Raw genomic sequence first — 22,842 nt, forward strand, 5'->3', positions numbered from 1 at the left:
TGCCTGCAAGCGACCGCTTAGTATGCGACGGAGCCCGGTCTACGAAGAGCCCCGTGGAGGCCCCGCATGCAGGCATGGCAAGTGCACCAGAACGGCGAGCCGAGCGCGGTGATGCGCCTCGAAGACGTGGACCGGCCGGTGCCGGGCGACGGGCAACTGCTGCTCAAGGTCCGCGCCGCCAACATCAACTTCCCCGACGCGCTGCTCTGCCGCGGGCAGTACCAGGTCACGCCGCCCCTGCCGTTCACGCCCGGCGTGGAGATCTGCGGCGAGACCGAGGACGGACGGCGCGTGATCGCCAACCCCGCCCTCCCGTACGGCGGCTTCGCCGAGTACGCGATCGCCGACGCGGCAGCCGTGCTGCCCGCGCCCGACGCCCTGGACGACGCCGAGGCCGCGGCCCTGCACATCGGCTACCAGACCGGCTGGTTCGGCCTGCACCGCCGGGCCCGCCTCCAGGCGGGCGAGACCCTCCTGGTGCACGCGGCGGCCGGCGGCGTCGGCAGCGCGGCGATCCAGCTCGGCAAGGCGGCGGGCGCCAGGGTCATCGGTGTCGTCGGCGGTGCCGCGAAAGCCGAGGTCGCGCGCGAGCTCGGCTGCGACGTGGTCATCGACCGGCGTACGGAGAACGTGATCGGCGCCGTCAAGGAGGCCACCGGCGGCCGTGGCGCCGACGTCGTCTACGACCCCGTCGGCGGCGACGCCTACACCCAGTCGACCAAGTGCGTCGCCTTCGAGGGACGGATCATCGTCGTCGGCTTCGCGAGCGGCGTCATCCCGACGCCCGCCCTCAACCACGCCCTGGTGAAGAACTACTCGGTCGTCGGTCTGCACTGGGGCCTGTACAACGCCAAGGACCCGCAGGCGATCCTCCGCTGCCACGAGGAGCTCACCCAGCTCGCGGCCAAGGGCGCGATCAAGCCGCTCGTCAGCGAGCGCGTGCCGCTGAGCGAGGCCGCCGCCGCCGTCCAGCGGGTCGCCGATGGTGTCACCACCGGACGTGTCGCCGTGGTTCCCGGGGGTGGCGACGCATGACGGACGCCGCCGAACTGCGCAGCCGGACACAGGAGTTCCTCGCCGCGCACCCGCCCGCCACGACGGAACGCGCGGCATTCCTCAAGGCGCGCTTCGACGCCGGGCTCGCCTGGGTGCACTATCCGGAAGGGCTCGGCGGCCTCGGCGCGCCGCGGTCCCTGCAGGCCGTCGTGGACGCCGAGTTGGAGGCCGCGGGCGCACCCGACAACGAGCCGCGCCGCATCGGGATCGGCCTCGGCATGGCCGCCCCGACCATCCTGCGCTTCGGCACCGAGGAGCAGAAGCGTGGCTTCCTGCGGCCGCTGTGGCTCGGCGACGAGGTGTGGTGCCAGCTCTTCAGCGAGCCGGGCGCCGGGTCCGACCTCGCCGCCCTGGGCACGCGCGCCGTCCGTGACGGCGACACCTGGGTGGTCAACGGACAGAAGGTGTGGACGTCCGGGGCGCATGCCGCCCGGTGGGCCATCCTCATCGCCCGCACCGACCCGGATGTGCCCAAACACCGCGGCATCACGTACTTCGTCTGCGACATGACCGACCCCGGTGTCGAGGTGCGCCCGCTGCGGCAGATCACCGGCGAGGCCGAGTTCAACGAGGTCTTCCTCACCGACGTGCGTATCCCCGACGCGCACCGCCTCGGCGAGATCGGCGACGGCTGGAAGGTCGCGCAGACCACCCTGATGAACGAGCGGGTGTCCATCGGCGGCGCCCGCATCCCGCGCGAGGGCGGCTTGATCGGCCCGGTGGTCGGGGCCTGGCGCGAGCGGCCCGAACTGCGCACGCACGACCTGCACCAGCGCCTCCTGAAGCTGTGGGTGGAGGCCGAGGTCGCCAGGCTCACCGGCGAGCGGCTGCGCCAGCAGCTCGTGGCGGGGCACCCGGGGCCCGAGGGCTCCGGCATGAAGCTCGGATTCGCCCGCCTGAACCAGGAGATCAGCGGCCTTGAGCTGGAACTCCTCGGCCAGGAAGGGCTCTTGTACGAGGACTGGACGATGCGGCGGCCCGCGACAGTCGACTTCGCCGGCCGTGACGCGGGCTACCGCTATCTGCGCGCCAAGGGCAACAGCATCGAGGGCGGCACCAGCGAAGTGCTGCTCAACATCGTCGCCGAGCGTGTCCTCGGGCTGCCCTCCGAGCCGCGCACCGACAAGGACGTCGCGTGGAAGGACCTCGCCCGATGAGCACGCAGACACCCCAGACACCGCAGAGTCCGCAGCGCGACCAGCGCGACCTGCTGTACTCCGAAGAGGAGGAGACGCTGCGCTCGGTGGTGCGCGGCCTCCTCGCCGACCACTGCGACGCCACCGCCGTACTCGCCAGGACCGAGTCCGCCGAGCCGCACGACCGCGAGCTGTGGAAGGCGCTCGCGGACGGCATGGGCCTCGCCGGTCTGCTCGTGCCCGAGGAGCTCGGCGGCCAGGGGGCCACGCACCGCGAAGCCGCCGTCGTCCTGGAGGAGCTGGGCCGCGCGGTCGCGCCCGTGCCCTATCTGACCAGTGCCGTCATCGCGACCGAGGCGCTGCTGGCCTGCGACGGCGACGCGGCGAGGGAGCTCCTGGGCACGCTCGCGTCGGGACGCAGGATCGGCGTCCTCACGGTGCCGCTCGCCGCCGCTCCCGGCGACGCCCTGCCCGGCGTGCGCGCGGCGGGCGAGGCCCTGTACGGCAGTGTCACCGGGGTCGCCGACGCGCTCGCCGCCGATGTGTTCCTGGTGCCCACGAGTGCGGGTCTCTTCGCGGTGGACGCGGCGCTCGACGGCGTGAGCGTCGTCCCGCAGATCTCGCTCGACCTCACGCGGCCGCTGGCCACGGTCACCTTCGAGGGGGCACGCGCGCGTGCCGTCGGCCCGGAATCCGGGCCCGCCGTACGACGCGGGCTGCGGGCGGGAGCCGGGCTCCTGGCGTCCGAGCAATTGGGCGTCGCCGACTGGTGTCTGACCGAGACGGTGCGCCACTCGAAGGAGCGGCACCAGTTCAACCGGCCCGTCGGCTCCTTCCAGGCGCTCAAGCACCGGCTCGCCCAGCTCTGGCTGGAGGTGGTCAACATGCGCGCCACCGCCCGCAACGCGGCCGACACGCTCGCCGCGGGCAGCGCGGACGCCGATGTCGCGGCGGCTCTCGCGCAGGCCTTCGCGTCGCCCGCCACGGTGCACGTCGCGGAAGAGGCGCTCCAGTTGCACGGCGGCATCGGCATGACCTGGGAGCACCCCGTCCACCTGTACCTCAAGCGGGCCAAGGCCGACTCGATCGCGCTCGGCACGGTGGGGCGGCACCGGGAGGAGCTCGCCGCACGCGTCAATCTGCCGGCGCCCTGACCCCGGCCCGGCCTGCGGCTCTCGTCCCGTGATCCACTCGGTATGGACCGCCCGTGTTACCCGCCTCTTACCTCAGGCATAATTGCGAGCCGTTCGCAATAACGTTTGATCTTCAGTAGGGGTGTGGAGCATGAGGGCCCGATCGATACGGGGCACGGGCGCGGTAGCGGCGGCCGCCTCTCTGGCGGTCGCCGCTTCGGCCTGTTCGGCGCCGGGAGGCGGCGAGGGCGCGGGCGGCGCGAAGGGCGCCAAGGACACGGCCGTCGTCGGCATCGCGTACGAACCGGACACCCTGAGCCCGCTCCTCGGCTACGGCAAGGACGGCAACTCCAAGATCTTCGACGGTCTGCTCACGCACGACGCCGACATGAAGCTGAAGCCCGCCCTCGCGGTCGAGCTGCCCAAGGTCGGCGACGACGGCAAGACCTACACGTATCGGCTGCGCAAGGGCGTCAAGTTCAGCGACGGCAAGCCCTTCACGTCCAAGGACGTCGTCTTCACCTACGAGACGATCCTCGACAAGAAGACCAATAACGCCGCCAAGACCGAGCTCGACGCCGTCGAGAACGTCGAGGCGAAGGGCGACGACACCGTCGTCTTCCACCTCAAGTACCCCTACGCGCCGTTCGCCGAGCGCACCGTCCTGCCGATCGCACCCGAGCACATAGCCGGCAAGCAGGACGTGAACACCGGCGAGTTCACCACCAAGCCGGTCGGCACCGGCCCCTACAAGCTCGTGAAGTGGTCCAAGGGCGAGAAGCTCACCTTCAAGGCCAACCCCGGCTACTGGGGCGGCGCCCCGAAGGTCAAGAACTTCACCATGGCGATCATCAAGGACGACGACATCCGGGCCACCCGGCTCGACGCCGGTGAGCTCGACGGCGCGATCCTGCCGCCCAACCTGGCGAAGAAGTACCGAAACGACGGCAACAAGAAGACGTACGCCGCCAAGACCTTCGACTACCGCGTGGTGACGCTGCCCACCGGCAACAAGGTCGCGGGCGACACCGCCGTCCGGCGCGCCCTCGACACCGGCGTCGACCGCAAGGCCATGGTCGACTCGATCCTGGACGGCGCGGGCAAGGAGGCCTACGGCCCCGTCCCGACCGACAGCCCCTGGTTCACCAAGGGCACCGAGCGCAAGCACGACCTCGCCGCCGCCGAGAAGATCCTCGACAAGGCGGGCTGGAAGCCGGGCAAGGACGGCATCCGCGCCAAGGACGGTGTCCGGGCGACGTTCCCGCTCTGGTACCTCTCCGGAGACAAGCTCCGCCAGGACCACGCGCTCGCCTACGCCTCGGACGCCAAGAAGCTCGGCATCAGGGTCGAGGTGCAGGCCGGCACCTGGGAGGTCATCCAGCCGCGCATGCCCAAGGACGCGGTCCTCGCGGGCGGCGGCTCACCGGCCGACCCGGACTTCGACCAGTACACCCTCCTGAAGTCCTCGCTCGCCGGTGACGGCTTCAACAACATGGCGCACTACGACAACCCCGAAGTCGACAAGGCGCTCGACGAGGCCCGCGAGAGCGGCGACCACGCCAAGCGGCAGGCCGCGTACGACACCATCCAGCGCGAGCTGGTGAAGAACCCGGGCTACACCTTCCTCACCCACATCGACCACCTCTACGTCGTCGACAAGCGCTTCGGTGACCTGACCACCCAGATCGAGCCGCACGACCACGGTCTCGCGTCAGGACCGTGGTGGAACGTCGAGGACTGGCAGCCGAAGCAGTGAAGACCGCGTTCCAGAAGCTCCCCTGGGGGCCGATGGCGCGCATGACGGGACGGCGGGCCCTGTTCGCCGTCCCGGTCCTGCTCGCCGTCACCTTCGGCGTCTTCGCCATCGCCGCCGCGTCCCCCTTCGACCCCGTCAAGGCGTACGCGGGCACGGCCGGGCTCACCGCGTCGCAGGAGAACCTCGACCAGCTGCGCGTCAACCTCGGCGTCGACCAGCCGCTCGCGCAGCGCTGGTGGGACTGGCTCACCTCGGCCGTGCGCGGCGACCTCGGCGATTCGAGCACCCTGCGCCAGCCCGTCGCCGACGTCATCGGCGAACGCATCGGCTGGTCCGTGCTGCTCGCCGCCACCGCGTTCCTGCTGGCGATCCTCGTCGGCACCACGCTCGGCGTCCTCGCCGCGCGGCGCCCGGGCGGCTGGCTCGACCGGGCCGTGACCTCGCTCGCGTACACCCTCGAAGCCGCACCGCCGTTCTGGATCGGGCTGCTCGCCGTCTGGCTGTTCGCCCTGAAACTGGGGGTGCTGCCCTCGGGCGGGCTCACGGACACCGCGAGTTCGACCGTGACCGCCGGGCAGATCGCGAGCCACCTCGTGCTGCCCGCCGCCGTCCTCGCGATCTCGCAGCTCCCGTGGTTCGTGCTCTACGTACGCCAAGGGGTCGGCGACGCACTCGGTGACGACCCCGTCCGGGGCGCACGCGCGCGTGGCCTCGCCGAACGGACCGTGCTCCTCGGGCACGCACTGCGCTCGGGCATGCTGCCGGTCCTCACCCTGATCGGCTCGCGCGTGCCCGAACTGATCACCGGGGCGCTCCTGGTGGAGACCGTCTTCAGCTGGCCCGGCATCGCGGCGGCCACCGTGTCGGCGGCGACCGCCGTGGACTTCCCGCTGCTCGCCGCGCTCACCGTCCTCGCCACGGCGGCGGTGCTCCTGGGCAACCTCCTTGCCGACCTGCTGTACGGCCTTGCCGACCCGAGGGTGGGATTCGATGGCTGACACGACCTGGCGCGCCTCCCTCGGCGGGGCCGCCGAGAACCGCTCCACGCGCGCGTGGCGGGTGGGTTCGTCGGCGGTGATCGTCGCCGCGGTCGTCCTGGCCGTGCTCGTCGTGCCGCCGCTGGTGAACCTCGACGAGCAGGCCGTCAACCTCGCGGCCAAACTGCGACCGCCCTCCCGGGAGCACCCCTTCGGCACCGACGACGTGGGCCGCGATCTGCTCCTGCGCTGCGTGTACGGGCTGCGGGTCTCGCTGCTGGTGGGCGTGGTGGCGGCGGTCGTGGCGACCGTCATCGGCACGGCCGTGGGGGCGCTCGCCGCCGCGACGGGCGGCTGGGTGGACCGGGTCGTGATGCGGCTCGTGGACGTCTTCTCGTCCGTCCCGCATCTGCTGCTCGGCATCTTCATCGTGGCGATGTTCCGCCCCGGCGTATGGCCGGTGGTTATCTCCGTCGCCCTCACGCACTGGCTGTCCACGGCCCGCATCGTGCGCGCCGAGGTCCTGTCGCTGCGATCGCGTCCGTACGTCGACGCGGCCATCTCCGGCGGCGCGTCGCGGACGCGGGTCATCGTGCGCCATCTGCTGCCCGGCGTGCTGCCGCAGGCCGGACTCGCCGCCGTCCTGATGGTGCCGCACGCCATCTGGCACGAATCCGCGCTTTCCTTCCTCGGCCTCGGCCTCCCCACCCACCAGGCCAGCCTGGGCACCCTCGTGCAGAGCGCGCGCGGTTCGCTCCTGGCCGGGGACTGGTGGCCGACGCTCTTCCCCGGCCTGTTCATCATCGTGCCCACCCTGGCGATCGCGGGCCTCGCGGGCGCCTGGCGGGAACGGATCAACCCGCGGCGCCGATCGGAGCTGATGCTGTGACCGAGCCCCTCTCGTCCCCGGTGCTTTCCGTACGTGATCTCTCCGTACGGTTCCGCATGCGCGGCGACACCTTCGTATCCGCCGTCACCGACGCCTCCTTCGATCTGGCGGCAGGGGAGTGCCTGGCCCTCGTCGGCGAGAGCGGCTGCGGGAAGTCCGTCCTCGCGTCGGCGCTGCTCGGACTCCTTCCGCGGAACGCGGAGACCGCCGGTTCGGCGTTCATCGGCGACGTGGACCTGATGACCGCCGACGAGCGCACCCTGGCCCGCACCGTCCGGGGGCGGCGCGTCGGTCTCGTACCGCAGAGCCCGGCCGCGCATCTGACACCGGTGCGCACGGTCCGCGCCCAGTTGGAGGAGACCCTGCGGGAGCTGGCGGGCGTGCGCCGCCCGCAGTCGCGCAAGGCCGCCGAGGCCGCCGCCGAGCGTGCCGCGTTCCCCGCCGGGCACCTGGACCGCTACCCGCACGAGCTCTCCGGTGGTCTCGCACAGCGCGCCGCCACCGCGCTCGCGCTCATCGGCGACGCGCCGCTGCTGCTCGCCGACGAGCCGACGACGGGCCTCGACCGCGATCTCGTCGACCGCACGGTGGACGAACTGCGGCGGCATGTCGGCGACGACCGCGCGCTGCTCCTGATCACCCACGACCTGGCCGCCGCCCAGCGCATCGCGGACCGTGTCGCCGTGATGTACGCGGGCCGCATCGTCGAACTCGCCGACGCCGATGACTTCTTCGGCGCCCGGGGCCCCCGCCACCCCTACGCCCGCGGCCTCCTGAACGCCCTTCCGGAGCGGGAGTTCACGCCCATCCCCGGCATGCCGCCCGAGCTGTCCGCGCTGCCGCGGGGATGCGCGTTCGCGGCGCGCTGCCCGGCGGCGGACGAGGCCTGCGAAACCGTGCCGAAGACCGTGGACGGCGTCGCCTGTCACCACCCCCGCCCGGCGGCGGCCGTCCTGGAGGCACCCCATGCTTGAACTCCGTTCCGTCACCGCCGGATACGACCGCCGCGCTCCCGTCATGCGCGGCGTCGACCTCGCCCTCGCGCCCGGCGCCTCCGTCGGCCTGCTGGGCCCCAGCGGCTGCGGCAAGTCGACCCTGGCCCGGGTCGCCGCCCTGCTGCACAAGCCCGACGCGGGCCGCGTCCTCATCGACGGCGAGCCCGCGCGCGGCTGGCGGCACCGAGCCCCCCGCGCCCAGCGCACCGCCTTCGGCGTCGTCTTCCAGCAGCCCCGCCTCTCCGCCGACCCGCGCCTCACCCTCACGAACCTGATCGCCGAGCCGCTCCGGGCGACCGGGCGCGGGGCCGAAGCCGCCGGGCGGGTGTCGGAGCTGGCGGCCACGGTCGGTCTCGGCGCCGACCTCCTGGGCCGCAGGCCGCACGAGGTCAGCGACGGTCAGCTCCAGCGCGCCTGCCTGGCCCGTGCCCTGGTGCTCCGCCCGCGCTGGCTGATCTGCGACGAGATGACGGCGATGCTGGACGCCTCGACGACGGCGGCGCTCGTGCACGCCGTGGAGGAGTACCGGCGGGAGAGCGGCGCCGGGCTGCTCGCGGTCGGCCACGACCGGGTACTCCTGGAGCGCTGGTGCGAGCGGACCGTCCACTGGGGCGAGCTGGTCACAGGCGGTACGGGAACGGCCGAGCGCGAGCCGGACACCGAACTTGAGCCGGACACCGAACACGGGCCGGACACCGATCGTGAGGCGCAACCCGAAGTGGCCTGAGGGGCCCCGAGGGGGCGTGGGGTTCGCGGAGTTAACGCGGGGCGTCGAGAGCGCCAACTCCCTTCGCGAGGGGGTTTCTTGACGCGGGCATGGCCTCATACTCACTGAGGCCCTCTCCTCACCCCTCGCCCCTTCCGGGAGTCCGCATGGCACTCGTCACCCGTCGTAGAGCCCTCACCCTCGGTGCCGCGCTCGCCGGCACCGCGGCCGTCCCCGCGTACGCGCAGGCGAGCGAGCGCGGCCACGGACCCCGCCCCCTGGTCCGTGCCCACGCGCACAACGACTACGAGCACCCCCGGCCCCTGCTCGACGCGCTCGACCACCGCTTCGGCAGCGTCGAGGCCGACATCTACCTCGTCGACGGCGCGCTCCTGGTCGCTCACGACCCGATCGACCTCGACCCCGCCCGCACCCTCGAATCGCTCTACCTGGACCCCCTGGCGGCCCGCGTGCGCGCCAACCACGGTTCCGTCTACCGGGGCTACCAACGCACCCCCTTCCAGCTCCTGATCGACATCAAGACCGAGGGTGCGGCGACGTACCTCGAACTCGACCGCCACCTGCGGCGCTACCGGCATCTGTTCACCACGTACACGCACGGCAAGGTCCACCGCGGACCCGTGACGGCGGTGATATCCGGCGACCGGGCCGCCCGCGCGCCGATGGAGGCCCAGCGCGTGCGCCGCGCCTTCTACGACGGCCGCCTCGCCGACCTGGGCAGTGCGGCGCCCGCCTCTCTCATCCCGCTGATCAGCGACAACTGGACCCTCAACTTCAGCTGGCAGGGCGTCGGCCCGATCCCCGCCGCCGAGCGCGACAAGCTGCGCGGCATCGTCTCGGCCGCCCACAAGCGCGGGCAGCGCGTCCGTTTCTGGGCCACGCCCGACCTGGCGGGACCGGCGCGCGACGCGGTGTGGGGCGAGCTCCTTGCCGCCGGGGTCGACCACTTGAACACGGACGATCTCGCGGGCCTCGAGGCGTTCCTCGACGCTCACGGGCGGTAGAACCCGGCCCGGCGACGGCCGGGCCGGAGCAACGCCCCGGCACATAACACCCGTTCGGAGGACATGCCGGTCGCCCGGACGGTCCCTCCGCTGCGCCACACTCGGCCCAGAGCCGCGGTGCGGACGTGGCGGAGGAGGTTGTCCCGATGGCCGTTTCGGTCTCTGTGGTGCTGCTGCTGGTGATCCTCGCAGTGGTCTTTCTGCGCAATGGCGCGCTGAAGTTCTCGCACGCCCTGGTCTGTGCGCTGCTCGGCTTCTATCTGGCGAGTTCGAGCATGGCGCCGACCATCCACAACGGGGTCACGGCCGCGGCGGACATCGTCAGCGGCCTGCAGCCATGATCGTTGCGTGTTCATGAACAACTGTCATCTTTCCATGGACACTTCAAGGGTCTGGCCCTAGCTTCGGCCCATGCCGCGTCGCAGAACCCTCAGCAGCGCCCTCGCCCTGACCGCACTCACGGTCTCGGCCGTGTCCTTCGCGTATCCCGCACAGGCGGACGACATACCGAAGGCTCCGGGGCACCGGCTCGTCGACCAGTACACCGGCACACCCGCCGACGCCCGCCCGCTGCCCGGCGAACAGCCGCCCCAGCACCCGTATCTGGCCGCCAACGGCCGCAGCGGGATGCACGCGGACGCGGCGGGCAGCGGCACGTACCCCTGGAACGGACCGCTGGGGAAGAAGCCTCGGGTCAGCAGCGAGAAGATGGCGGCGCTCGGCGGTGAGTGCGCCACCGTCACCTTCGACAGGGACGGCCGCATCGTCACCGTCTGCGGCACGTTCACCGGCTTCCTGGTCAAGCTGCTCGACCCGGACACCATGGCCACGCTCGCCGAGTACAAGCTCCCGCAGCGCCCCTCCACCGTCGAGGCCATCACGCGCCTGGACTTCTCCAAGATCTTCAAGGACACCTCGGGCGGCGCCTACTCCTATCTCGACGACAAGGACCGGCTCGTCCTCGCCGACTCCCGCCAGCACATCGTCAGGCTCGCGCACGAGCAGAGGGCGGACGGCAGTTGGCGCTTCGTCGTCGACAAGGACTGGGACCTGACGGCGCACGTCCCGCACGACTGCGTGTCCTGGGCCAATCTCTACCCGAGCGGCGAATGCGACCCGGTCACCTCGGTCATGCCCGACTGGGAGGGCCGCATCTGGTGGGTGACCCGGCAGGGACGCGTCGGGACCGTCGATCCCGGATCCGGCGACATCCGCTCCGTCCGCCTCGACGGCGAGGAGATCCAGAACTCCTTCTCCGTCGCCGAGGACGGCGTGTCCATCGTCTCCGACCACGCGCTCTACAGCTTCCGGGCCGGCGCGGACGGCACCCCCGAGACCGTCTGGCGCCAGACCTACGACCGGGGGACGGGCACCAAGCCCGGCTCGGTGAACCAGGGTTCGGGCACCACACCCGACCTCTTCGGCCAGGGCGACGACGACTACGTGGCCATCACCGACAACGCCGACGACCGCATGAACGTCCTCGTCTACCGCAGGGGCGACGACGTCCCTGACGACAAGCGCCTCGTCTGCGAGGTCCCCGTCTTCGGCTCCGGCGCGTCCACCACCGACAACTCGCTGATCAGCTGGGGCAACAGCCTCGTCGTGGAGAACAACTACGGCTACGAGAACATCACCTCGCTCACCTTCGGGCGCAGCGTCGTCGGCGGCGTCAGCAGGATCGACGTACGCGAGGACGGCAGCGGCTGCGACACCGTGTGGGAGAGCGACGTCCGCGCCCCCTCGAACGTGCCCAAGCTGTCGACCGCCTCAGGGCTGCTGTACTTCTACACGAAGGAGCCCAACAGCCTCGGCATCGACGCCTGGTACCTGACGGCCGTCGACTTCCGCACCGGCGAGACCAAGTGGAAGCGCCTCGCCGGCACGGGCATCGCGTACGACAACAACTGGGCCCCGGTCACCCTCGGGCCGGACGGCACCGCGTACGTGGGGGTGTTCAACGGCCTGGTGGCGGTGCGGGACGCCGAGTGAACACCCCCGCCTCCGGCTAGCCCCGGGAGAACACGCCGATGCCATTGGCCACCGGGCGTTCCGCGCCGCCGCTGGGGTTGTTGCGTACGGTGACGGCCTGCGCGCCCGGTGCTCTGGCGACCAGGGTGGCGGAGGAGACCAGGGTGGAGGAACCGCCGCCGTCCAGGCTGAAGCCGTCCCGTGCGCCAAGACCCCGCAGGGTGTCGGCCACTTCGGCGACGGTGAGGCCCGTACGGAACTCGGGGGAGCCGTCGAGGGACAGGAGGAGCAGGCGCCGGCCGTTGTCGGAGATGCCTGCGGCCGTGCGCACGGCCGAGGTGACGGAGTCGAGGCCGGACAGCGGGGCGCCGCCCCGCAGGACCGGATAGCCGCCGAGCGCGAAGCGGAACGGCATGCGCGATTCGGCGGCCACCAGGCGGTGCCGCACGTGCACCCGGTCGCCGATCGAGAGTTTGCGCAGCTCCTGGGCGCCCGCCTCGCGTCCGACCAGGACCGTGCTGCCGGCGGCCACCGGACCGCTGCCGGGGGTGCCCGCGGACTCCACGACACGGCCGCCGCGCACCGTCACCTCATGGGTGTCCGTGCTGCAGGGGGCGCCGCGGTTCGTGTCGGTGCCGCAGGTGGAACGCACCCGCGACGTGCGGCCCCAGTCGCTGGTGAAGGCGCCGACGGAGCCCACGGGGAGGGCGTACTGATTGAGTCCGCCGAGCGGCAGACGGGTCTGGCCGACGCGTACCTGTCCGTCGAGGCGGAGGCTGTCCAGCCGGGCCCGGCCGTCGTAGCCCACGCCGAGCACGGCCTCGGTGGTGACACCCGGAGGCATCGCGGGGCCGAAGCGCTGTCCGTTGGGCACCGCCCCCTTGAGGGCGCGACCGCGGGCGACCGCCGGGCCGACGGGCGCGCCGGTGACTTCGACGCCCGGGTGCTGTGCCTCGGAGATGTTGAAGAAGTCGCCGTTGATCCCGCCGACCGCCCCCGCTCCGTCCGCGAGAGCGGATACGGCGGAACGGGCGCCCACTTCACCCGGATAGAGCAGGCCCACGCCGGTCCGGGGGTCCCTCAGGTTGATGTCGAGCACGTGCGCCCGGGCCGTGCCGTGGGAGGCCGGGATGTCGAAGTGCCAGTACTTCACGCCCGGCGCGATCCGGGAGGCCGCCGTCTTTTCTGGTGCCTCCACGCCGCCGGCCGGTGCCGCTCCCATCAGAGCCGCACCGGCCAGCGTGCCGAATGCCGTCAATACCGAGAGCGCCGCCCTCGCCGATCTGAACCGTCTTGAGGTGTGCTTGCGTCGTGTCGCCACCGTGCCCCCTGACGTCTGACTGGCCGACCAACTGCCTCAGTGTGATGGTCGGTCAGATAGTGCACCAGAGGGCAGCGCCGGACGGGTGGCTACGTGCCCACCAACCGGGAACGGATGAGGAAACGTACGCCTTCCGGGGCTTCGAGCGAGAAGCCGCTGCCGCGGCCCGGCACGACGTCGACGACCAACCGGGTGTGACTCCACACGTCGTACTGGCTCTTCGACATCCAGAAGGCGACCGGTTCGGCCACTCCATCGACCGTCAGCGACGCCAGGCACACATCCGAGTCGCCGGTCCGGAACTCGCCCTCGGGGTAGCACATGGGGGCGCTGCCGTCACAGCAGCCGCCGGACTGATGGAACATCAGCGGCCCGTGAGCCTCCCTCAGCCGCCGCACCAGATCGGCGGCGGCGGGGGTCAGCTCCACGCGCGGGGCATCGGTCATGGGCTGCCGCTCCTTGTCCCTTGTCACCGGGCCGCCGTCGAGGCGGGGGCCCAGTCAACTGCGGGCAAGGTTGCGAGGACGTTGCAGCAGGGGCCGGGACTCGAGGTGCGGAAGGGCGAGCACCGCACGGACCGCCTTGCCGTGCCGGCCGCTGCCGACGACTTCGAGGCGCGCGGCGAGGTGCCGCACCATGGCGAGCCCCCGCCCGCTGTCCCGTTCGGTGCTCGGCTTGAGGACCCGTGGGCCCTCGGGACTCGCGTCGTGGACCTCGACGGTCACTTGGTCGTCGGAGACCTCGAGGCGCAGACGGCACGGGCTGCGGCCGTGCTGGGTGGCGTTGGTGACGAGTTCGGACACGATCAGCGTGGCATCGTCCACCCGTTCGGCGTCCACTTCCTTCAGGTGCCGACGGGAGCGGGTCAGGAACGCGGAGGTCAACCTCCGGGCCCGGCCGGCCGACGCGGCTTCCTGCGGCAGTGCGTACTCAACGCGGGTGACGTGCCGATGGGCGCGCTGGTGCGCACGCATGGCGACTCACTTCCCTCCCCCGGGACGACCGGTGTGCTCGCGACGGAATGGGCTCACCGCGACGCCCCCGGCGTATCTCTTGCGTGGTCGATCCTGTCCCACCCTGATGCCCGCCCCTGCTGATCCCCAATCAGGATCCGGCAGGCGAGCATCCCGCTGCGACGCGGGAATGCGCACTGTCGTGGCCTGGACGAACACGTCCGTGGCGAACGCGCTCGTAACGAACATGCACGTAACGAACATGTTCGTTATGCTGGTCATATGACAGCTCATTCCGATGCCCCCCGCAGCCGCCGCGAGCGCCCGGCGAAGCCGGCCCTGACACGGTCCGGGATCGTGGCCGCCGCGGTGGCGATCATGCGCGCCGACGGCCTGGGCAAGGTGACCATGCGCCGCCTCGCCCGGGAGCTCGACACCGGCCCCGCCTCCCTCTATGTCTACGTCCGCAACACCGCCGAGCTGCACGCGGCGATCCTGGACGAGCTCCTCGGCGCGGTGGAGGCGGCGCCGGCCGACGGTGACTGGCGCGAGCGCCTGGAGCAGGTGCTCACCTCCTACACCGAGGTGCTCTTCCGGCACCGCGGTCTGGCCAAGGCCGCACTGGTGGCCCGGCCGCGCGGTGAGCACTACCTGCGGCTCATCGAAACGCTGCTCGCCCTGCTGGACGAGGGTGGGGTCCCGCCGGGTCAGGCTGCCTGGGGCGTCGACCTGCTGCTGCAGTACGCCACCGCTACCGCCGCCGAGCATGCCCCCGGCGACGGGGACGCCGAGGTCGCCCGTGAGGAGTGGGACGCGGTCGCCGGCGCCCTGCGGGGAGCCTCCGCGCAGACCCACCCGCACGTCGCCGGCCTTGCCGGGGAGCTCGTGTCCGGCAAGCCGGAGACCCGCGTCTCCTGGGGCTTCCGTGTGCTGATCGACGGAATTCTGCACACGCCAATCCCGGAGGGCAGCACCGGCGACACCCGCAACTGAGCGCGGACACCCCGCCGCCCCCCACCATCAGCAAGGAGCAACGCCATGACCACACGCCACCCCCACCACCCGCACCGCCCCCATCACCCCATAGCCATCGTCGGCGCGGGTCTCGGCGGCCTCACCCTGGCCCGTGTCCTGCACGTCAACGGCATCGACGCCGCCCTGTACGACCTGGAGGCCTCACCGGCGGCCCGCGGCCAGGGCGGCATGCTCGACATCCACGAGGAGACCGGACAGGCCGCTCTGCGCGCCGCCGATCTCTACGAGGAGTTCCGCGCGCTCGTCCACCCCGGCGGCGAGGCCATGCGCGTCCTGGACAAGGACGCCGTGGTCCGGCTGGAGGAGGCGGACGGTGGCGACGGCGGCCGCCCCGAGGTCGAGCGCGGCCAACTGCGCGACCTCTTGCTCGGATCGCTGCCCGACGGGGCCGTGCACTGGGGCGCGAAGGTCACCGGGGCGCGCCCGCTCGGCGGCGGCCGCCACGAGGTGACCCTGGCCGACGGCTCGGCCTTCACCACCGACCTGCTGATCGGCGCGGACGGTGCCTGGTCGCGTATCCGGCCCCTGGTCTCGGCGGCCACCCCTGCCTACTCCGGTGTCTCCTTCGTCGAGGTGGACCTCCTCGACGCCGATGCCCGCCACCCGGAGAGCGCCGCCGTTGTGGGTGGCGGCATGTTCATGGCCCTCGGCGAGGGCAAGGGATTCCTCGCCCACCGCGAGATCGACGGCAGCCTGCACGTCTACACCGCCCTCCAAGTCCCGGAGGGCTGGATCTCCTCCGTCGACTTCACGGCCACGGAGCTTGCCAAGGCCGTCGTCCTGGAGCACTTCGCCGACTGGGACAAGAGTCTGCAGGCGCTGATCGCCGACGCCGACGGCGCGCTGACCCCGCGCCGCATCCATGCCCTGCCGATCGGCCACCGCTGGGAGCGCGTCCCGGGTGTCACGCTGCTCGGTGACGCGGCCCACCTCATGTCCCCCTTCGCGGGGGAGGGCGCCAACCTCGCCATGTTCGACGGTTCGGAACTCGCCGGTGCCTTGGCCGCGCACCCCGGCGACACCGAAGCCGCGCTCGCCGCCTACGAGGAGGCGCTGTTTCCGCGCGGCGAGAACGCAGCCGCCGAGTCCGCCGACAGCCTCGTCCGCTGCTTCCGGGCCGACGCGCCGCAGGGCCTGCTCGACATGTTCGCGGGCAACTAGCCTTCGCGGCCGGGTGGTTGGCGGCCGGCCCGGCCACTGAGGCGCCCGGGCGCCGCGCTCCATCAGGGAATGCGCGCCACGGCGGCGTAGATCCCGCTCTCCTCCTGCTTCGGCTGCGCGGTGTCCCTGAACCACTCCGGGGCCGTCACCAGGCCCGGCTCCACGATGTCGAGCCCGTCGAAGAAGCGGCTGACCCCGGCGCGGTCGCGGAAGCCGAGCTGGATGCCGCCCTTCGCGTACTCCGCGGTGACCTGCGCGGAGAGCTCCGGGAAGATGTCGGACGAGGCGTGCGAGAGCACCAGGTGACTGCCCGTGGGCAGGGCGTCGACCAGCGTGCGCACGATGCCGTACGGGTCCTGGTCGTCGGGCAGGAAGTGCATGAGCGCGATCAGCGAGAGGGCGATCGGGCGCTCGAAATCCAGCAGGCCGCGGGCGTGATCGAGGATCTCGAGCGGCTCGCGGACGTCCGCCTGCAGGTAGTCGGTCATCCCCTCGGGGTGACTGACGAGGAGGGCTTCCGCGTGGCGGAGCACGATGGGGTCGTTGTCGGTGTAGACGACCCGCGCCGACGGCACGATGCCCTGGACGATCTGATGCAGATTCGGCGCGGTGGGGATGCCGGTGCCGATGTCGAGGAACTGGGTCATGCCCTGGGAGGCGAGCCAGGCGGCGGCACGGTTCATGAACTCGCGGTTCTGCCGCGCGCCTTCCTTCGCCTCGGGCGGCAGCTTCTCGCCCACCGCCTCGTCGACGGGGTAGTTGTCCTTGCCGCCGAGCAGCCAGTCGTAGACGCGCGCGGGATGCGGGTTGCTGGTGTCGATCGTCGGCCTGGGCACACCTGCGGTCATGACGCACTCCGTTGCTGCTGAGAGACGCTCGGGAAGCCGCAGTCTGCCACAGCAACATGACCTTGGGCATGGGTTGTTGGGGCTACGGTCGACGCAGGTCGCGAAGGGTTGCGGAGGGTCGCCGCTGCCTCACGGCCGGTAGAGATCGGGCAGGAGCGCCGCTGCCGCAGCGGGCGGAACACGACGCCGTCGCGACGGTATTTCCCGGGCCCGCAGTCGGTCGCGCCTGCCGCGTTCCGCGGCGCGGCGGCACGCGGGCTGCGCGGCGGCCCCGCACCGGGTCGACGCCCGCTCCTGCGGGATCTTCATGAGCGTCGACCCGGCCCTCGCGGCGCTGGTGGGCGGCCGTGATCAGCCCACGCCGAGCTGCCGCGTCGCCGCCTCGACCGTCTGGGCGAGCAGCACGGCGATGGTCATCGGACCGACGCCGCCGGGGACGGGGGTGATCAGGCCCGCGCGGTCCCTGGCGGTGTCGAAGTCGACGTCGCCGACGTTGCCCTCGTTGTAGCCGGCGTCGATCACCACGGCGCCGGGCTTGATGTCCGCGCCGGCGATGAAGCGCGGCTTGCCGACCGCGGCGATCAGGACATCGGCCTGCCGCACGATCGAGGGCAGATCGGCGGTGCGCGAGTGGCAGTACGTGACGGTCGCGTCCCTGCCCAGGAGCAGCATGCCCGCCGGCTTGCCCAGGATGGCGCTGCGGCCCACGACCACGGCGTGCTTGCCGGTGAGGTCGACGTCGTACTCGTCGAGCAGGCGCATGATGCCGCCGGGGGTGCAGGACACGAAGCCGGGTAGGCCAAAGCCCATCGCCGCGAACGAGTGCATGGTGACGCCGTCGACGTCCTTGGCCGGTGCGATGGCCTCGAAGGCGGCGCGCTCGTCGATGTGGGGCCCCACCGGATGCTGGAGCAGGATGCCGTGCACGGTCGGGTCCTCGGAGAGAGCGGTGATCGTCTCCACCAGGCCGGCGGTGGAGACCGAGGCGGGCAGGGCCACGTGCCGTGACTCGATGCCCGCCTTCTCGCAGCGGGCGCGCTTCATGCGGACGTACGTCACCGAGGCGGGGTCCTCGCCGACCAGGACGGTCGCCAGGCAGGGGGACGACCCGGTGCGGCGGCGGATGTCCGCGGCGGTCGCGGTGGTGGTTTCGAGGATGCGGCGGGCGAGGCCGGTGCCGTCCATGAGGCGAGCTGTCTGCGTCCGGGGCATGTGCCACTCCTGAGCTTCAGGGGGAATTGCCCAGGCGCGCGGCGGCGACATGATGTCAGGCCGCTCCCCGGTGGTACTCCACCTCAGCGCCAGTCACGGCCCGCCTCTCACCCTAAGGGACGGTTCGGCCCGGGAGGGCGCAGGTGCTCTGGATGTAGCTGAGCTTAACGGAAGTTCAGAACTCTTTGCTTGTCCTTTCAGGTCGGCGGCGGCAGGGTTCACTGAAGCGGCCGCAGAACACCGGATGACGACGGCCCCGACAAGGAGGGCCGACGATGAACGGCGTCACCGGACGAACCCGGGCAGCGGTAAGAGTGGGCGTGCTCGCCCTCCTGTGGGGATCCACCTTCCTCTGGATCGAACTGGCCCTGGAGGGCCTGACACCCGTGCAGGTCACGCTCCTGCGCTGCGCACTCGGCGCGGCGACCCTGATGCTCCTGCTCTTCGGCACCCGCGGCCGTCTGCCCGCCGACCGTGCGACGTGGAAGCACATCTTCGTCGCCGCCTTCTTCTGCAACGCCCTGCCCTTCGGCCTCCTCAGCGTCGGACAGCAGACGGTCGACTCCGGGGTGGCGGGCGCCCTGAACGCGACGACACCGCTGTGGTCCGTCCTGATCGGCCTCGCCATCGGCACGGAGCGCGGACTGCGCCCCGTCCGTCTCGCCGGACTCCTCCTCGGTTTCGCGGGTACGTCGCTGATCTTCGCCCCGTGGCAGCAGTCGGGGATGACGAGTTGGGGCGCCCTCGCGATCCTGGGCGCCGCGGCGAGCTACGCCGTCGGTTTCGCGTACATGGGGCGCCACCTCGTCGGCAAGGGCATGCCCACCCTCTCCCTCTCCGCGGCCCAGCTCGTGGCGGCCACGGGTCTGACGGCGCTCGCCCTGCCGGTCGGCGGTACGGCGACGGTCCACGTGGCTCCCGCGACCGTGCTCGCCGTGGTCATCCTGGGGGTCTTCGCCACCGGCGTCACCTTCCACCTCACCTACCGGATCATCGCGGACGAGGGCGCCACGAACGCGGCGACGGTCGGCTATCTGCTGCCGGTGGTCTCCGTGGCCCTCGGCGCCGTCGTGCTCGGCGAGGACTTCAGCCTCCGGGTGGCCGCGGGGATGGTGGTCGTCCTGCTCGGAGTCGGTATGACGCGTCGGCAGAAGCAGCTGCCGGACCGGCGGCCGGACCCCCAGTGTGATGTCCGAATTCCGCCAGCATCCAAGGTCGCGACACCGCACCGTTGAAGCGGAAGGAAGCAAGGAGAGGCAAGGAAAAGGAAAGAGGGAGGCCGCCATGACCGTCCACACGACCGTCGCCAGCCCGCTCGGCGAGCTGCTGCTGGTGGGGGAGCCGACACGGGACGGCGTCTCGCTGACGTCGCTGTCCATGCCCGGACAGCGGAACGCCCCGGCGGTACGGACCGGCCGGCCCCGCGACCCCGAGCGCTTCACCGGCATCACACGACAACTGGCCGCCTACTTCGCCGGTGAACTCACCGCGTTCGACATCGAGTTCACCCCGGGCGGCACCGACTTCCAGCAACGCGTCTGGCAGGCACTGGAGCGGATCCCGTACGGCACGACGACCACCTACGGCGCACTCGCCGAGCGGCTCGGCGTGGACCGAGCCCGCGTCCAGGCCCTGGGTGCCGCGATCGGCGCGAACCCGCTGCTCCTGGTGCGCCCGTGCCACCGCGTCATCGGCGCGGACGGCTCCATGCGCGGCTACGCGGGCGGCGTGGAGCGCAAGGTACGCCTCCTCACCCACGAAGGCGCCATGCAGCCCACCCTCGTCTGATCTGCCCTCCTCGCCGCACCCGCACGACCACGAAGGGCCCCCGACCATGACCGACACGACGCAACCGGCACATGCCGACGCGGGCGCGCGCGTCGCCGCCGAAGATTGGGACGCGCTGACCGCCGAGCTCGACGAGCACGGTCACGCCCTCACCGGCCGGCTCCTGACCCCCGAAGCGTGCCGTGACATCGCCGCCCTGTACGACGAGACCGACCGATTCCGCTCGACCGTCGACATGGCCCGCTACCGCTTCGGCTCCGGCCAGTACCGCTACTTCACCCACGAACTGCCCGACACCGTAAGGGAGTTGCGCGAGGCCTTCTACCCCCGGCTGCTGCCCGTCGCCCGCGACTGGGCGGCGAGGCTCGGCAAGCCCGCCCCCTGGCCCGGGAGCCTGGGGGAGTGGCTGGAGATGTGCCACGCGGCCGGGCAGGCCAAGTCCGCGCAGATTCTCCTGCGGTACGGCCCCGGTGACTGGAACGCCCTGCACCGCGACGTCTTCGGGGACATGCTCTTCCCGCTCCAGGTCGTCATCGGTCTCGACGCGCCCGGGACCGACTTCACCGGCGGCGAGTTCGTCATGACCGAGCAGCGCCCCCGCGCCCAGTCCCGCGCCTCGTCCACCACCCTGCCGCAGGGCCACGGGCTCATCTTCACCACCCGCGACCGTCCCGTCGCCTCCAAGCGCGGCTGGTCGACCGGACCGATGCGGCACGGCGTGAGCACCGTCCGCTCCGGTCGGCGGCACACGCTGGGCCTGGTCTTCCACGACGCGGCGTAAGTCCTGGTCGCCGAGCCGCCGAGCCGCCGAGCCGCCGAGCCGCCGAGCCGCCGAGCCGCCGAGCCGCCGGACCCGCGTACGCACCCGCTGTACGGGCCGGACGGAAGGCCGTACTCCAGCCGCACGCCGGGCGCCCCCGGCGGGCACCCCTGGCGGACACCGCCCCCGTGCGGTCTGCCTGCCCGCTCAGTACGCTCGCCGTACAGCAGACCCAGAAAGCACCGGCACACCATGAGCATCCTGAAGGACCGGGAAACCTCCCGCTCGCCCCTGATCGGCGCCGCCGATCTCGCCGCCCACGCCGACCTGCCCGCGCCCGCCGCGCACACCGAAGCCGAACTCGCCTCCCTCATCGGCCTGTTGACCCTGCCCGGGGCGCGCATCGAGACCGTCGCCGTCGGTCATAGCCGCGACACCGCGTCCCGTGCCGCCGCCGAAGCCTTCGCCGACGCCTGGACGGCCCGCGGCGGCACGGTCCTCGCCACGGTGAGCTGGCCCGAGACGGCCGCGTCCTGGCTGCGCCCCGCGCAACGCCTGACCGCGGAGCTCCCGGACGCTTGGGTCCTGGCCGCGGCGCCGCTCGGCCTCGCCCAGCTGGCCCGCCGCCTGCGCCGCTCCACCGACTGGGACCCGGCCCGCAGCTACGCCTTCGCCGGCCTCCAGGACTCCCGCATGCCCGCGCTCGCCGGGGCCGATGTGCTGCACGGCCTGCGCGGTGCCAGCGCCGACGGCGGCACCTGGGTCGTACGCCATGGCCGGCTCATCGCCCACCCGCCCGCCGAGGAGTCCGTGTGAGCGCCCTGATCCCCCGCCCCACCACGGAGATCGCCCCCGGCGCCGTGCACGTACCGCAGTGGCTCACCTTGCAGCAGCAGCGCGAACTGGTCACGGCGTGCCGCGGCTGGGCCACGGGGCCGGTGCCGATCCGCCACACCGCACTGCCGCGCGGCGGTGTCATGTCCGTGCAGACGGTGTGTGTGGGCTGGCACTGGCAGCCCTACCGCTACACCCGTACCGCCGGTGACGTGAACGGCCGGCAGGTCGCCCCGTTCCCGGAGTGGCTGGTCGAACTGGGGCGCCGGGCGCTGACGGCCGCGTACGCGGACGCTTCGGCCGCCGCGGCCTATACGCCGGACACAGCCCTGATCAACTTTTATGACGGGCAGGCCAGAATGGGCATGCACCAGGACAAGGACGAGCGGTCGCCGGCCCCGGTCGTCTCCCTGTCCATCGGCGACACCTGTGTCTTTCGCGTGGGCAACACAGAGACCCGTACCAAGCCCTACACCGACGTCGAGCTGGCCTCCGGAGACCTGTTCGTCTTCGGCGGCCCCTCGCGCTACGTCTTCCACGGCGTGCCCAAGGTGTACGAGGGCACCGCCGACCCGGCGTGCGGTCTGGCCTCGGGCCGCCTGAACATCACGATGCGGGTCACCGGCCTGACCGGGTGAGTGACCGGGGCGGCTACTCGAACCGCGAGACGTCGCCCGCGCCGCGGCGCACGATCTCGGCCTCGCCGTCGGAGAAGTCGATGACCGTGGTCGGGCTCGTGCCGCAGTCGCCCGAGTCGACCACGGCGTCCACCTGGTGGTCGAGCCGCTCCTTGATCTCCCAGCCCTGGGTCAGCGGCTCCTCCTCGTCGGGCAGGAGCAGGGTGCTGGAGAGCAGCGGCTCGCCGAGCTCGGCGAGCAGTGCCTGCGTGACGACATGGTCGGGGATGCGGACGCCGACGGTCTTCTTCTTGGGGTGCAGGAGCTGGCGCGGCACCTCCTTCGTCGCGGGCAGGATGAAGGTGTAACTGCCGGGCGTCGCCGCCTTGATCGCACGGAACACGTCGTTGTCGATGTGCACGAACTGGCCCAGCTGCGCGAAGTTCTCGCACACCAGGGTGAAGTGGTGGCGGTCGTCGAGGTTCCGGATCTTGCGGATCCGGTCGAGGCCTTCGCGGTTGCCCAGCTGGCAGCCCAGCGCGAAACAGGAGTCCGTCGGATACGCGACGAGCGCGCCGGAGCGGATGCTGTCGGCCACGGTGCTGATGCTGCGCGGCTGGGGGTTGTCGGGGTGCACGTCAAAATACTTGGCCATCCGCCGAGCGTACG

24 protein-coding genes and 1 riboswitch are annotated in these 22,842 nt (G+C 71.9%); of the genes, 18 read left to right on the forward strand and 6 right to left on the reverse strand.

The genetic code is table 11. The features are described 5' to 3' along the window. Positions 1-66: 66 nt before the first annotated feature. From IE226_RS15565 to IE226_RS15615, 11 genes are all read left to right on the forward strand, one after another. Complete coding sequence (locus IE226_RS15565) at positions 67-1,035, forward strand: NADPH:quinone oxidoreductase family protein (RefSeq protein ID WP_190081784.1); 969 nt, start codon at positions 67-69, stop codon at positions 1,033-1,035. After that, positions 1,032-2,213 carry an acyl-CoA dehydrogenase family protein gene (locus tag IE226_RS15570; RefSeq protein ID WP_190081785.1) on the forward strand — a complete coding sequence of 394 codons (1,182 nt, stop codon included), beginning with the start codon at positions 1,032-1,034 and terminating at the stop codon, positions 2,211-2,213. The genes IE226_RS15565 and IE226_RS15570 overlap by 4 nt, the downstream gene beginning before the upstream one ends. Beyond that, on the forward strand, positions 2,210-3,346 hold the full coding sequence (locus IE226_RS15575) for an acyl-CoA dehydrogenase family protein (protein WP_190081786.1): 1,137 nt from the start codon (positions 2,210-2,212) through the stop codon (positions 3,344-3,346). The genes IE226_RS15570 and IE226_RS15575 overlap by 4 nt, the downstream gene beginning before the upstream one ends. Before the next feature lie 130 nt (positions 3,347-3,476). Further along, the gene (locus tag IE226_RS15580) at positions 3,477-5,081 is read left to right on the forward strand and encodes an ABC transporter substrate-binding protein (RefSeq protein WP_190081787.1); all 1,605 of its coding nucleotides are present in this window, start codon (positions 3,477-3,479) and stop codon (positions 5,079-5,081) included. 32 nt (positions 5,082-5,113) lie between these two features. After that, a complete protein-coding gene (locus IE226_RS15585; protein ID WP_190081859.1) occupies positions 5,114-6,079 on the forward strand; it encodes an ABC transporter permease in 966 nt (321 codons plus the stop codon). Beyond that, complete coding sequence (locus tag IE226_RS15590; protein ID WP_190081788.1) at positions 6,072-6,947, forward strand: ABC transporter permease; 876 nt, start codon at positions 6,072-6,074, stop codon at positions 6,945-6,947. The genes IE226_RS15585 and IE226_RS15590 overlap by 8 nt, the downstream gene beginning before the upstream one ends. A 56-nt stretch (positions 6,948-7,003) precedes the next feature. Next, positions 7,004-7,921: an ABC transporter ATP-binding protein gene (locus tag IE226_RS15595; protein WP_190081858.1), complete on the forward strand. Its 918-nt coding sequence runs from the start codon at positions 7,004-7,006 to the stop codon at positions 7,919-7,921. Continuing rightward, entirely contained in the window at positions 7,914-8,669 is a 756-nt protein-coding gene (locus tag IE226_RS15600; protein ID WP_190081789.1) for an ABC transporter ATP-binding protein, read from the forward strand. Before IE226_RS15595 ends, IE226_RS15600 begins: the two co-directional genes overlap by 8 nt. 146 nt (positions 8,670-8,815) lie before the next feature. Next, positions 8,816-9,673 (forward strand): phosphatidylinositol-specific phospholipase C/glycerophosphodiester phosphodiesterase family protein, encoded by an 858-nt coding sequence (locus IE226_RS15605; protein WP_190081790.1) that lies wholly within the window; start codon positions 8,816-8,818, stop codon positions 9,671-9,673. A 146-nt stretch (positions 9,674-9,819) separates the two neighbouring features. After that, complete coding sequence (locus IE226_RS15610; RefSeq protein ID WP_190081791.1) at positions 9,820-10,014, forward strand: hypothetical protein; 195 nt, start codon at positions 9,820-9,822, stop codon at positions 10,012-10,014. Positions 10,015-10,084: 70 nt separating this feature from the next. Next, positions 10,085-11,665 (forward strand): hypothetical protein, encoded by a 1,581-nt coding sequence (locus IE226_RS15615; protein WP_190081792.1) that lies wholly within the window; start codon positions 10,085-10,087, stop codon positions 11,663-11,665. 16 nt (positions 11,666-11,681) lie between these two features. Here the strand turns inward: IE226_RS15615 and IE226_RS15620 are convergent, their stop codons facing one another. The 3 genes from IE226_RS15620 to IE226_RS15630 form a co-directional block, all read right to left on the reverse strand. Continuing rightward, positions 11,682-12,866 carry a phosphodiester glycosidase family protein gene (locus tag IE226_RS15620; RefSeq protein WP_190081793.1) on the reverse strand — a complete coding sequence of 395 codons (1,185 nt, stop codon included), beginning with the start codon at positions 12,864-12,866 and terminating at the stop codon, positions 11,682-11,684. A 188-nt stretch (positions 12,867-13,054) separates the two neighbouring features. Next, positions 13,055-13,411: a DUF779 domain-containing protein gene (locus IE226_RS15625; RefSeq protein WP_190081794.1), complete on the reverse strand. Its 357-nt coding sequence runs from the start codon at positions 13,409-13,411 to the stop codon at positions 13,055-13,057. A 54-nt stretch (positions 13,412-13,465) separates the two neighbouring features. Continuing rightward, entirely contained in the window at positions 13,466-13,939 is a 474-nt protein-coding gene (locus IE226_RS15630) for an ATP-binding protein (protein ID WP_190081795.1), read from the reverse strand. Positions 13,940-14,200: 261 nt separating this feature from the next. On the opposite strand from IE226_RS15630, the gene IE226_RS15635 reads away from it, so the two are divergent. Both IE226_RS15635 and IE226_RS15640 read left to right on the forward strand, forming a co-directional pair. Then, on the forward strand, positions 14,201-14,911 hold the full coding sequence (locus IE226_RS15635) for a TetR/AcrR family transcriptional regulator (RefSeq protein WP_190081796.1): 711 nt from the start codon (positions 14,201-14,203) through the stop codon (positions 14,909-14,911). Positions 14,912-14,956: 45 nt separating this feature from the next. Further along, complete coding sequence (locus tag IE226_RS15640; protein WP_190081797.1) at positions 14,957-16,114, forward strand: FAD-dependent oxidoreductase; 1,158 nt, start codon at positions 14,957-14,959, stop codon at positions 16,112-16,114. A 62-nt stretch (positions 16,115-16,176) separates the two neighbouring features. Here IE226_RS15640 and IE226_RS15645 read toward each other — a convergent pair whose 3' ends face one another. Both IE226_RS15645 and IE226_RS15650 read right to left on the reverse strand, forming a co-directional pair. After that, complete coding sequence (locus tag IE226_RS15645) at positions 16,177-16,962, reverse strand: SAM-dependent methyltransferase (protein ID WP_190081798.1); 786 nt, start codon at positions 16,960-16,962, stop codon at positions 16,177-16,179. A 351-nt stretch (positions 16,963-17,313) separates the two neighbouring features. Then, the gene (locus IE226_RS15650) at positions 17,314-18,174 is read right to left on the reverse strand and encodes a bifunctional 5,10-methylenetetrahydrofolate dehydrogenase/5,10-methenyltetrahydrofolate cyclohydrolase (RefSeq protein ID WP_190081799.1); all 861 of its coding nucleotides are present in this window, start codon (positions 18,172-18,174) and stop codon (positions 17,314-17,316) included. 21 nt (positions 18,175-18,195) lie between these two features. Continuing rightward, positions 18,196-18,281, reverse strand: a riboswitch (ZMP/ZTP riboswitch). A gap of 168 nt (positions 18,282-18,449) precedes the next feature. On the opposite strand from IE226_RS15650, the gene IE226_RS15655 reads away from it, so the two are divergent. The 5 genes from IE226_RS15655 (at position 18,450) to IE226_RS15675 (ending at position 22,194) form a co-directional block, all read left to right on the forward strand. Beyond that, positions 18,450-19,409: a DMT family transporter gene (locus IE226_RS15655; RefSeq protein WP_190081800.1), complete on the forward strand. Its 960-nt coding sequence runs from the start codon at positions 18,450-18,452 to the stop codon at positions 19,407-19,409. 49 nt (positions 19,410-19,458) lie between these two features. Then, positions 19,459-19,962: a methylated-DNA--[protein]-cysteine S-methyltransferase gene (locus IE226_RS15660; protein ID WP_190081801.1), complete on the forward strand. Its 504-nt coding sequence runs from the start codon at positions 19,459-19,461 to the stop codon at positions 19,960-19,962. Between the two features lie 46 nt (positions 19,963-20,008). Continuing rightward, a complete protein-coding gene (locus IE226_RS15665; protein ID WP_190081802.1) occupies positions 20,009-20,743 on the forward strand; it encodes a 2OG-Fe(II) oxygenase in 735 nt (244 codons plus the stop codon). Positions 20,744-20,974: 231 nt separating this feature from the next. Next, positions 20,975-21,538 carry a type 1 periplasmic-binding domain-containing protein gene (locus IE226_RS15670; RefSeq protein ID WP_190081803.1) on the forward strand — a complete coding sequence of 188 codons (564 nt, stop codon included), beginning with the start codon at positions 20,975-20,977 and terminating at the stop codon, positions 21,536-21,538. Further along, complete coding sequence (locus tag IE226_RS15675; RefSeq protein ID WP_190081804.1) at positions 21,535-22,194, forward strand: alpha-ketoglutarate-dependent dioxygenase AlkB family protein; 660 nt, start codon at positions 21,535-21,537, stop codon at positions 22,192-22,194. Before IE226_RS15670 ends, IE226_RS15675 begins: the two co-directional genes overlap by 4 nt. Before the next feature lie 13 nt (positions 22,195-22,207). Here the strand turns inward: IE226_RS15675 and IE226_RS15680 are convergent, their stop codons facing one another. Beyond that, on the reverse strand, positions 22,208-22,828 hold the full coding sequence (locus tag IE226_RS15680) for an L-threonylcarbamoyladenylate synthase (protein ID WP_190081805.1): 621 nt from the start codon (positions 22,826-22,828) through the stop codon (positions 22,208-22,210). Positions 22,829-22,842 lie beyond the last annotated feature (14 nt).

Origin of the sequence: Streptomyces longisporoflavus, from assembly GCF_014649775.1 — a bacterium.
Taxonomy (GTDB): Bacteria; Actinomycetota; Actinomycetes; order Streptomycetales; family Streptomycetaceae; genus Streptomyces; species Streptomyces longisporoflavus.